Here is a 7,791-nt window from a genome sequence, read left to right as displayed (position 1 = left end):
CTTAGACCACCAAATTCAAACGTCATGTATTTAATGATTTCATGGTTATCATCTGTCCATAAACCTGCATCCGTCATACCGTCAACCAGCGCTTTTACGGTTGGATAAAAGTTTGGTGGATCCATTCGTCTTTTGGTTGGTGCGTAAATCGTCACCACAAGCCCACATGGGCGTTTTTTTGTATAGGTGGTGTATTTACCATCGGATACTTTTAAACGCCCAATTTGACGAAGATAGGCGGTTATTTTAGCCTTCTGTGTCCAATGTGGTCTATCATTAGCATTCAACATTTCTTTTTTGTGTTTTGTATTTGATAAAATAAATTCAAATTTCAACTAGTCGCCCTGCTTTTATTTTTTTGTTTTTATGGTTAGAACGGCAACGTTTCATCGTCCGATATATCCATTGGATTTTTTGCCTCCATAATGGATGTAGCACTGAATTGCTTCTTCTAAGTTATTAGTATTAACAGCTTTAAAAGGCACTTCTACTAAGTTATAGCCTTCAAAGATTTCATACAAACATTCCTCAATCACCAATTGACTAGCTCTTGCTTTTTCCAGTTTTTCGAAAAATTCATTTTTGGTCAACATTCACTACCCTCCAAAAAATCATATATAGTCATCTGCTCCACCCTCTCAAAATAAACTGGGTTGGTAGCTAGACAACATCTGCTCCTTTGCCTTCTTGTAAAAATCCTTCTTGATTTCAAATCCGTATGCTGATCTGTTCATCTCAATTGCCGCTCTTAGCGTTGAGCCACTACCTGCTACGGGGTCAATCACTACGTCGCCCTCATCCGTAAAGATTTCAATCAACCGTTTCAGCACAGGAATAGGCTTCTGTGTCGGATGGATAACAGGGTAAGAGCTATCCTTCTCCCACGGTGCATGATTGAGTATCATAGCACCGTTATTATTAAATTTCGGAAGCTTATCACGATACAATACCGTAGCCTCTTCCACCGCACCCACAATCTTCATGTTTGCTTTCAAGACTTGCGGACTGGATTTCTTAGTAAAATATAGCGGATAAGCATTATTAAAACCATGCTTTTTCCCACACTCGATAACCATATCTCGCTGTTGCCATGCATGAAAAACAATCATTGCTGGTGCCTTACCCTTTTCTTTAGGCTCCTTCTTCAGCAACCGACTGCAAAAATCAAAGAAATTATTAATCTTAAAATCATTATCTGTATCAAAGAATGACTTTCCTGCCAACTTACTTTCCCCATTGGCGTTATCGCCGTCCTTATACCATCTAGGGTCGCTGGCATAGGCATTATTTCCAAGGTTATACGGTATATCAGCAATAATCAACTGGGCCCTCGGAATGTTGTACCGCTTCGCATTTTCAAAATGGTCATTAAATAACTCAAACCTCAACAAGTCTCCTCCCCCTCTCAGCACTAGTCCTATTCACATAAGTCGGAGACTTATAAAAATGAATCGTCGCAACCTTCACATCAAATTCCTTAGCCAACTCCTTCGCTGTTCCAATTGCTAGTAGCATGTCGCCTTTGTAGAGAGCGTACTCTTTTTCTGGCACTACCATCAACTACCCCCATACCTCGTCCGATGATATTCCTCGGCCATACGATCCAGCTCCGACAAAAACTCATCACCAGGCAAAGCCATCAAGCGGGCCTTTTCAGACATACGTAGCGGATAATTCGCTACTTGCCAATCCAACATCTTGTCTAGTTTCAGATAACCGTCCATCATTCCTCCTCAACCAAATAAAAATTCCCATAATCTTTCAAAGCCCTAGAAACATGTATAGCAGCCGCACGACTAGCGAACCGCATAGCCTGTCGCTCGTTGCCGTAAGAAATATCAATTCCAGTACAGCTGACCTTTACATATCTGATAAACGGTCTATCCTGCTTTAAGCCATGTCTAAGTCTCACCATTTTCCATAGCCTCCAACTGAGCATACAAATCAGCTAGCACAGCTTGCCCTTCTGCCGTCTGCTCATTCTTAACTTCTTCATTTGTCCAATCTGGTATGTTGGATTGTTTGTAATGTGCAGTGGAATAGTTCGGTTTAGGCTTACGTATGTCTGAAACAGACTGCACATTGTCCAACTGCCAATTTCTTAAAATACCTTCGATGTATGCTAGATTAAGAGTTCCTCTTTTTGTCTTTCCGTTAAGGACTGATCTCTTCAAAGCTTCTTGAACTAAGTCAGCAGAGTTTTCTTCCAAGAGTTTTAATACAGTTTCGGATTGAGACGACGACAACAACCGACCATATTCATCCTCAAACATTTTATATGTTGAGCGAATATCTTTCTCTTGTTCTTTCTCTAACTCTTTCTCTAACTCTTTCTCTAACTCTTTCTCTACGTTATGTTGTGTTATAGTTGCGTTATTTTCTAACGCCTGCTGTTTTTTCTTAGCTTGAAATCGACGTTGTCGTAGAGCGTTTGATGTAACCTGACCAACCATTTCAGGTATGCTATTCAAGTAATATTTGTCAGTCTCAACAATTTCAAGCAACCCTTTTTTTTGTAGGTATGATAGTGTCACTGAGACATTTTCAATATCCTCCTCAATGGAAATTGCCACTTCTTCGGCTATGTCATTTCCAATGTTTTCGAAATAGAAAAATCCTGAGTCCGATAATGACATCAATAGCATTTTTAAATAGATTATCGTGTATGTATCGCCATCTGCGATTTTTCGAAGCAACTTGATTTCTTTTTTATCAAAAAAATCCTTTTCCAATTTTAAAAAATAAAATGTCTTTTCTCTACTTGTCATCCCTCTCCTCCCACATCTCAGCATTCACACCTTTATTAAACAAGTCCTGTTGGTAAATTCTAGCATTTTGCCATGTTTCGAAAGTCTTTTTATAATAATACTTCCGACCACGAACCTTTTTATTTATTTTTGCCACAATCCAGACCATAGTTAGACCTCACGATCTGCCAATAGCTCAGCTTGGCACTTGTTGACACTCAAAAACTTTTTCATCATGTTCCAAAAATTCATTCTATCCTCCGTAATAAGTCCCAATCTGCAAGTATCTCAAATTCCGCTCTGTTTGCTTTTCTTCAATCGCAGGCTCTTTAACATCAATCTCAACAGGCTTACGGATAAGCCAGATTAAGATTGTGGTCAAAATAGCAATAGCAAGCAATGCCTGTTCCGTTGTTAGTAGTAGTTCTTCTGTCATATCACTGTCCTTTGCCAATTATTGTGGTACCATTCAATTACCGCATCACGAGGGTATTTTTCACGAGCATTTGGTATTCTCGGGAAATCTTTATGACAATTAAATCTCGAGTCAAAAGTCCCTGTGTCTTTAGTTCCTAAGAGCATTTCAGCACACTGAGATTTGTTGAGTTCCATTGGAAATCGTCTCTTTTCGTCTATAACAACGTGCATGACCTTTAACGCTCTATCCATTAACCCAGCTTCAAACTGTTCCAACATTTGAATCATTAGATCATTCATGGTATAATCCTCTTGTATCTTTAGATTTGAGCCTGATTGCCGTCAGGCTTTTTTGCGTTTCACAGTTCATAAGCGTTCATCTCCAAAATTTTCATTTTGGTATTTGTGCTTGGTTCCCACGTCATCCAGTAAGACAATGCCGCTTCAGCGAATTTCTTTGGCAACATGTCATAGCGATTGATGTTGAAATGGTCTTTGAAATCAACCTCAGCTTGCCGAAAGACCGACTGTGCAAAGACTTTATCAGCATAGGCTGGACTGTCCATTCCACCTAGACAAGCGACGACACGGCATTTTCTCTTCTTGAGTAGCGCTTGAGCAAAGCTTGGATGAATTGGTTGTTCATTTTTGAGATAATTAACATCTTGAGCCAATACCAACTGCTGCTCTTTCAGCTTCTTCTGTCCAGTAAATAGAGCAATGAAAGCCTCTTCAGGTAAATTTTCTGGCACATAAGCTCCCTGCTGACGAATCTGTGGTAATACCTCACTAGTGACCCAACGTTTAAATTCTTTGGCCTGTGGCAACTTGCTGGATAAAATCAGAGAGTAAAGACCTGATTCATTGATGATAATAGTTTCTTGAATACGACCAAGACTATCTGTGAGGGGATGTTTCATCCCATCATCGCTATCAACATGTCTAGCAATAGCTTTATGTGGTTCTGTATATCCTAAAATTTGAGCCACATCTTTCCCGACAAACCAAGGCTCATTGTTAATAGTTACAGTACGGACTTCCTGCCCGTGAAAAACAAAAATTTCGTTCATAAAATTCCTTTCTAATTTGGTATAATAAAATCAAAAACTATTAGGAGACTAGCATGACTACTTCTGACATTATTGAAATTTTATCAATCATTACCTCAACTATCATAGGACTAATCTCAATCTATTACTCCAACAAAGCCATCAAAATTGCTAGCAATGCAAACAAACTAACGGCAGAAATCACCGCAGAGACGAATAGACCTGTAGTCGTAGCCTATCTCGAAACCGTAGAAATTGAAAGTTTTCATAAATACATGGTTATAAAGAATTTTGGGAATACTCCTGCAACCATCCTAGATTTGAAATTCATCCAAAGCATTGACGAATATGATTTTAATATGTCCTCATTGATTGGTTACACTATTGCTCCATCACAAAAATTTATGCATGTCATCGATAACGACCTAAAAGGAACTGTCATAGTAAACATCATCTATCAGACTGTGACTGGACAGAATTTTGACGAAGTTTATCAAGTCAAGCTAAATGCTACTGAAAAACTGTTTTGGATTGGCAGTAATGATCAAGATAAGCAATTAAAATTCATGAAAAACGCTGCTGAGGCCTTTATTAAGGTTTTGAAATAACCACTAAATACTCAATATTGAATGGTTTTTTATATGTTCAATCGTCTCATTAAGTACAAAAATTGCCTTTCCGCTTGTGAACTCTTTTTTAGCTAATAATTGAATAATATCTTGCTTAGCATTTTCAAGCTCCTCGTTTGTAATATAATTATTCACACCATACCCCTCCTTATTTCTCCAAGTGCTAAAATGGTTTCCCAAACATCTAGCCCCTCAAGGCTATCAACTATCAGTTGACTGAGCTGATGGTTTTTCTTTTGCCAGTTGGTAATCAGCTTGCTAGTCATCATCTCCCGCCACATTCTGAACTTCCACCACCTCAACATGAGCCTGCTTGACTTTCAAGTCTTTAGAAGCACAGTAGCGGATCAAGATACTCACTGCTTCACCGATTTTCAAATCATGCTCGTTGGCGAAATCTACAACATACTCATACGCGTCCGATTCGATGCGGACTACTTTTTCAGCAATTTTCATTTATTTCCCCTCAAAACTTCTCCCAAGGATTTTCAATTCCCAAGACAGTAGCAACGTTTTGCTTTACATTATCACTACCTTTTCCGTAGCTTAACAACTCAGAAATGACCGGACTAGACACGTTAACACTTTTAGCCAATTCAGACTGTTTCATATCTAGCTCAATCAAGCGAGTTTTAATCAGGGCTTTGATTTCTTTTAAATCTTTGCTCATATTTTTCCTTTCTTAAATTTGGTATAATAGACTTGAAATCTTTATAGAAAGGAGGTCAAGTCATGGATATAAATCAAGTTCGCATATTGGAAGCGTGCCATAAATTTTTGATTGGCATTACTTCTAGCAAAGACGCACTTCAAGATGATACTCTTGTCTATCTGTACCGAGGTCAACGAATTACGTTTGAGACCTATCAGGAATATAGCAATCTGACATTCACAGATTACTATTTGCAGCACGGTCGCTTACACGGAGAAAACAGCTATATTAACAATAGGCAGGAATTGGTTGACATCTTCCCTAGCGAAGAGCATTTACGGGCTTTACAGAGAATATCTGATACCGACCAAGCTCGAATCCAGATCGTCAAATTGCTGACCCAAATCAATCTTGAAGTGCTATCTTCCAAGTATTCTGTCTTGAAAAAAGATAATTTCGGATACGATTTCTACAACTTCGAAACCAAAGAAAACTATCCAATCTATCTTTTTTCAGATAATGACAACTTTGAGCTAGTTGCTATCGGTTGATACAACTTCTCCTTCAAAGTCGAATGTTTTTAGCTCGTGAGCCAGTTGTTCAAGCTCGCGGGCTTTTTTATTGAACTCATCGCTCAGTTCAATAAAACGATCAATATTTGCAATTTTGACAGTTACAGTCATTGACCCGAATGCCATAGCATTTCCTCCTTTTTTATTATTTTTAACTAAAAAGTTAGCGAATTTCTTGACTTTTATCACCCAATAGGTTAAAATCAAAACATAGAGAAAAGACTTACTGAAAAGTAAGGTATTACCTAGAAAAAACAGACGCCAATCAGTTTCATTAGGCTTTATTTTTTAGTTGTCTTATTCGCTAACTCTTTAGCTTACAAAATAATAATACACCTTATTGGTTGAATTGTCAACACTTTTCTCCCAAAAAGTTGAATTATTTTTTGTCATGCCTTAGAAAGGTTGATAAAACAATGTTCCCAACGTTTGAAAGAATAAAAGAGCTTACCAAAAAACGAGGATTGACTCTTATTCAATTGGAAGAAAAGCTTGGTTATAGTCGGAATACACTTTATAAGTTGAAAACGCAAAAACCGAATGCTGAAAGAATTTCAGAAATTGCGGACTTCTTTGGTGTATCTACAGACTACTTACTTGGTAGAACGGATAACCCACGAATTGCAGATGACCAGAAGTTCTACTTTGAGGGACAAGAAGTGGATGTTGAAGAACTAGCTGGCACTGCCATGCGTTTCAACGGTAAACCACTGACTGACAAGGACAAGAGAGCTATTCAGCGAATCATTGAAGGTTTCTTATTATCTCAAGAGGAGTAATTTCCTATGACAGTTAGAGAGCTTTGTCAAAAGTTCCAGATTAGACTACATATCTTTAAAGATGATGAATACGAGGATGAAGCTTTCTATATACCTGGACTACAAACTATGTTCATCAGTAGCAGTATCGCTGAAGACGAACGAGTAAAAGTGGCCTTGCATGAATTGGGTCACAAAGGGCATTTACCACATCTCTACGAAATATTTCGTGAGAAATACGAAATGCAAGCAAATAGAAATATGATTCATCATCTACTCAAAGCAGAAATGGAAAATTGTGAAGATTATTCACATTTTAACTATCTAGTCTTTATGGAGAAGTATAAACTGAAAACCATAGCTGATGAGGCTATGGTAAAGGAAGAATACTATAATTTAGTAAGTTAGTATTAGGAGGAGAAAATGCCGAAAGCTGTTGAATCGTTTGTTTTTAGAGTTGCAGGGGTTACAAATTACAAGAAAGCAGTAAAGGCTACATGTAATGATATTGCCGAGGAATACGGAATCCCTGAAGTGACAAAATACTATAGAAATCTATCATCGTCCGAAATACGCGAGGAATTAGAAGGACTCTCTAATAAAATTTTCAAATATGAAGATATGTCTACTTCCGATGTTGAGTTAATAATGGAACCTGATAATCAGTATGATCCGAATGCTATAAAAATCTTGATAGCGAATAACTTTGTGGGCTATGTACCTGCAAAAATAGCTAAAAAAATCAATAAATACTTAGTTGATGACAAATACTTTAATAATGCTTCTGCGGAGATAGTAGGTGGGCCTTACAAGGAATTTGACTATATTGAGGATAAAGTTGTTACCATTAATAACTTAGATATCGGATTTGAGATAGCCCTTATTATTTACGATTCTACGCAAACAGAAACGCCTGTTTTAGTCGAGCAAACACAAGTTCAAGAACAGTCTACAGATAATATCTCAA

General features: G+C 37.8%; 21 protein-coding genes. 5 read left to right on the top strand and 16 right to left on the bottom strand.

Going from position 1 to position 7,791, the window contains the following annotated elements; all coding sequences use genetic code 11:
* The 11 genes from ACPC57_RS11070 to ACPC57_RS11020 all read right to left on the bottom strand — a co-directional run.
* Window positions 1-335 (bottom strand): hypothetical protein (locus ACPC57_RS11070; protein WP_434066967.1); only part of this gene is annotated, 335 nt, incomplete at its 3' end.
* Window positions 336-386: 51 nt separating this feature from the next.
* Window positions 387-593 (bottom strand): hypothetical protein, encoded by a 207-nt coding sequence (locus ACPC57_RS11065; protein ID WP_434066966.1) that lies wholly within the window; start codon window positions 591-593, stop codon window positions 387-389.
* A gap of 45 nt (window positions 594-638) precedes the next feature.
* On the bottom strand, window positions 639-1,388 hold the full coding sequence (locus tag ACPC57_RS11060; protein ID WP_044679558.1) for a DNA-methyltransferase: 750 nt from the start codon (window positions 1,386-1,388) through the stop codon (window positions 639-641).
* Window positions 1,378-1,557: a hypothetical protein gene (locus ACPC57_RS11055; protein ID WP_434066965.1), complete on the bottom strand. Its 180-nt coding sequence runs from the start codon at window positions 1,555-1,557 to the stop codon at window positions 1,378-1,380. The genes ACPC57_RS11060 and ACPC57_RS11055 overlap by 11 nt, the downstream gene beginning before the upstream one ends.
* Window positions 1,557-1,724 carry a hypothetical protein gene (locus ACPC57_RS11050; protein WP_434066964.1) on the bottom strand — a complete coding sequence of 56 codons (168 nt, stop codon included), beginning with the start codon at window positions 1,722-1,724 and terminating at the stop codon, window positions 1,557-1,559. The genes ACPC57_RS11055 and ACPC57_RS11050 overlap by 1 nt, the downstream gene beginning before the upstream one ends.
* Window positions 1,724-1,915 carry a hypothetical protein gene (locus ACPC57_RS11045; RefSeq protein ID WP_434066963.1) on the bottom strand — a complete coding sequence of 64 codons (192 nt, stop codon included), beginning with the start codon at window positions 1,913-1,915 and terminating at the stop codon, window positions 1,724-1,726. The genes ACPC57_RS11050 and ACPC57_RS11045 overlap by 1 nt, the downstream gene beginning before the upstream one ends.
* A complete protein-coding gene (locus tag ACPC57_RS11040; protein WP_434066962.1) occupies window positions 1,902-2,768 on the bottom strand; it encodes a phage replisome organizer N-terminal domain-containing protein in 867 nt (288 codons plus the stop codon). Before ACPC57_RS11040 ends, ACPC57_RS11045 begins: the two co-directional genes overlap by 14 nt.
* Window positions 2,758-2,916 (bottom strand): hypothetical protein, encoded by a 159-nt coding sequence (locus ACPC57_RS11035; protein WP_434066961.1) that lies wholly within the window; start codon window positions 2,914-2,916, stop codon window positions 2,758-2,760. The genes ACPC57_RS11040 and ACPC57_RS11035 overlap by 11 nt, the downstream gene beginning before the upstream one ends.
* 84 nt (window positions 2,917-3,000) lie before the next feature.
* Complete coding sequence (locus ACPC57_RS11030; RefSeq protein WP_434066960.1) at window positions 3,001-3,183, bottom strand: hypothetical protein; 183 nt, start codon at window positions 3,181-3,183, stop codon at window positions 3,001-3,003.
* Window positions 3,180-3,464 carry a DNA-binding protein gene (locus ACPC57_RS11025; RefSeq protein WP_277837315.1) on the bottom strand — a complete coding sequence of 95 codons (285 nt, stop codon included), beginning with the start codon at window positions 3,462-3,464 and terminating at the stop codon, window positions 3,180-3,182. The genes ACPC57_RS11030 and ACPC57_RS11025 overlap by 4 nt, the downstream gene beginning before the upstream one ends.
* Before the next feature lie 59 nt (window positions 3,465-3,523).
* Window positions 3,524-4,234, bottom strand: coding sequence for an ORF6C domain-containing protein (locus tag ACPC57_RS11020; RefSeq protein ID WP_434066959.1), 711 nt, complete (start codon window positions 4,232-4,234; stop codon window positions 3,524-3,526).
* A gap of 53 nt (window positions 4,235-4,287) precedes the next feature.
* On the opposite strand from ACPC57_RS11020, the gene ACPC57_RS11015 reads away from it, so the two are divergent.
* On the top strand, window positions 4,288-4,821 hold the full coding sequence (locus ACPC57_RS11015; protein WP_434066958.1) for a hypothetical protein: 534 nt from the start codon (window positions 4,288-4,290) through the stop codon (window positions 4,819-4,821).
* A gap of 3 nt (window positions 4,822-4,824) precedes the next feature.
* On the opposite strand, the gene ACPC57_RS11010 is transcribed toward ACPC57_RS11015, so the two are convergent.
* From ACPC57_RS11010 to ACPC57_RS10995, 4 genes are read right to left on the bottom strand one after another with little or no spacing between them, the layout of a single operon-like run.
* The gene (locus tag ACPC57_RS11010; protein WP_257384655.1) at window positions 4,825-4,977 is read right to left on the bottom strand and encodes a hypothetical protein; all 153 of its coding nucleotides are present in this window, start codon (window positions 4,975-4,977) and stop codon (window positions 4,825-4,827) included.
* Window positions 4,974-5,111, bottom strand: a complete 138-nt coding sequence (locus ACPC57_RS11005) for a hypothetical protein (protein ID WP_277837416.1) — start codon at window positions 5,109-5,111, stop codon at window positions 4,974-4,976. The genes ACPC57_RS11010 and ACPC57_RS11005 overlap by 4 nt, the downstream gene beginning before the upstream one ends.
* Window positions 5,101-5,298 carry a hypothetical protein gene (locus ACPC57_RS11000; RefSeq protein WP_434066957.1) on the bottom strand — a complete coding sequence of 66 codons (198 nt, stop codon included), beginning with the start codon at window positions 5,296-5,298 and terminating at the stop codon, window positions 5,101-5,103. The genes ACPC57_RS11005 and ACPC57_RS11000 overlap by 11 nt, the downstream gene beginning before the upstream one ends.
* A 10-nt stretch (window positions 5,299-5,308) precedes the next feature.
* Complete coding sequence (locus ACPC57_RS10995) at window positions 5,309-5,512, bottom strand: XRE family transcriptional regulator (protein WP_277837308.1); 204 nt, start codon at window positions 5,510-5,512, stop codon at window positions 5,309-5,311.
* A 62-nt stretch (window positions 5,513-5,574) separates the two neighbouring features.
* Here ACPC57_RS10995 and ACPC57_RS10990 point away from each other — a divergent pair, with 62 nt between their 5' ends.
* Complete coding sequence (locus ACPC57_RS10990; RefSeq protein WP_434066956.1) at window positions 5,575-6,045, top strand: hypothetical protein; 471 nt, start codon at window positions 5,575-5,577, stop codon at window positions 6,043-6,045.
* On the opposite strand, the gene ACPC57_RS10985 is transcribed toward ACPC57_RS10990, so the two are convergent.
* Complete coding sequence (locus ACPC57_RS10985; protein WP_277837306.1) at window positions 6,028-6,192, bottom strand: hypothetical protein; 165 nt, start codon at window positions 6,190-6,192, stop codon at window positions 6,028-6,030. The genes ACPC57_RS10990 and ACPC57_RS10985 overlap by 18 nt on opposite strands.
* Window positions 6,193-6,482: 290 nt before the next feature.
* Here ACPC57_RS10985 and ACPC57_RS10980 point away from each other — a divergent pair, with 290 nt between their 5' ends.
* The 3 genes from ACPC57_RS10980 to ACPC57_RS10970 form a co-directional block, all read left to right on the top strand.
* Window positions 6,483-6,845: a helix-turn-helix domain-containing protein gene (locus ACPC57_RS10980; protein WP_105131460.1), complete on the top strand. Its 363-nt coding sequence runs from the start codon at window positions 6,483-6,485 to the stop codon at window positions 6,843-6,845.
* Between the two features lie 6 nt (window positions 6,846-6,851).
* Entirely contained in the window at window positions 6,852-7,232 is a 381-nt protein-coding gene (locus ACPC57_RS10975) for an ImmA/IrrE family metallo-endopeptidase (protein WP_277837304.1), read from the top strand.
* A 15-nt stretch (window positions 7,233-7,247) separates the two neighbouring features.
* The coding region (locus ACPC57_RS10970) for an HIRAN domain-containing protein (RefSeq protein WP_434066955.1) at window positions 7,248-7,791 on the top strand (544 nt) is incomplete at its 3' end.

Origin of the sequence: Streptococcus sp. VTCC 12886, assembly GCF_049893425.1 — a bacterium.
In the GTDB taxonomy this organism is placed as follows: domain Bacteria; phylum Bacillota; class Bacilli; order Lactobacillales; family Streptococcaceae; genus Streptococcus; species Streptococcus suis_AA.
The sequence above is the reverse complement of the archived record's forward strand: the minus strand, read 5'-3'. Positions and strand labels throughout refer to the sequence as shown.

Excerpts from the sequence above, each read along its gene's own strand:
- ACPC57_RS11020 (WP_434066959.1), bottom strand. The coding sequence starts at position 4,234 with ATGAACGAAATTTTTGTTTTTCACGGGCAGGAAGTCCGTACTGTAACT.
- ACPC57_RS11015 (WP_434066958.1), top strand. The coding sequence starts at position 4,288 with ATGACTACTTCTGACATTATTGAAATTTTATCAATCATTACCTCAACT.
- ACPC57_RS11065 (WP_434066966.1), bottom strand. The coding sequence starts at position 593 with ATGTTGACCAAAAATGAATTTTTCGAAAAACTGGAAAAAGCAAGAGCT.
- ACPC57_RS10985 (WP_277837306.1), bottom strand. The coding sequence starts at position 6,192 with ATGGCATTCGGGTCAATGACTGTAACTGTCAAAATTGCAAATATTGAT.
- ACPC57_RS11040 (WP_434066962.1), bottom strand. The coding sequence starts at position 2,768 with ATGACAAGTAGAGAAAAGACATTTTATTTTTTAAAATTGGAAAAGGAT.
- ACPC57_RS11030 (WP_434066960.1), bottom strand. The coding sequence starts at position 3,183 with ATGACAGAAGAACTACTACTAACAACGGAACAGGCATTGCTTGCTATT.
- ACPC57_RS10980 (WP_105131460.1), top strand. The coding sequence starts at position 6,483 with ATGTTCCCAACGTTTGAAAGAATAAAAGAGCTTACCAAAAAACGAGGA.
- ACPC57_RS10990 (WP_434066956.1), top strand. The coding sequence starts at position 5,575 with ATGGATATAAATCAAGTTCGCATATTGGAAGCGTGCCATAAATTTTTG.
- ACPC57_RS11005 (WP_277837416.1), bottom strand. The coding sequence starts at position 5,111 with ATGATGACTAGCAAGCTGATTACCAACTGGCAAAAGAAAAACCATCAG.
- ACPC57_RS10975 (WP_277837304.1), top strand. The coding sequence starts at position 6,852 with ATGACAGTTAGAGAGCTTTGTCAAAAGTTCCAGATTAGACTACATATC.
- ACPC57_RS11050 (WP_434066964.1), bottom strand. The coding sequence starts at position 1,724 with ATGGACGGTTATCTGAAACTAGACAAGATGTTGGATTGGCAAGTAGCG.
- ACPC57_RS11025 (WP_277837315.1), bottom strand. The coding sequence starts at position 3,464 with ATGAATGATCTAATGATTCAAATGTTGGAACAGTTTGAAGCTGGGTTA.
- ACPC57_RS11055 (WP_434066965.1), bottom strand. The coding sequence starts at position 1,557 with ATGGTAGTGCCAGAAAAAGAGTACGCTCTCTACAAAGGCGACATGCTA.
- ACPC57_RS11035 (WP_434066961.1), bottom strand. The coding sequence starts at position 2,916 with ATGGTCTGGATTGTGGCAAAAATAAATAAAAAGGTTCGTGGTCGGAAG.
- ACPC57_RS10995 (WP_277837308.1), bottom strand. The coding sequence starts at position 5,512 with ATGAGCAAAGATTTAAAAGAAATCAAAGCCCTGATTAAAACTCGCTTG.
- ACPC57_RS11000 (WP_434066957.1), bottom strand. The coding sequence starts at position 5,298 with ATGAAAATTGCTGAAAAAGTAGTCCGCATCGAATCGGACGCGTATGAG.
- ACPC57_RS11045 (WP_434066963.1), bottom strand. The coding sequence starts at position 1,915 with ATGGTGAGACTTAGACATGGCTTAAAGCAGGATAGACCGTTTATCAGA.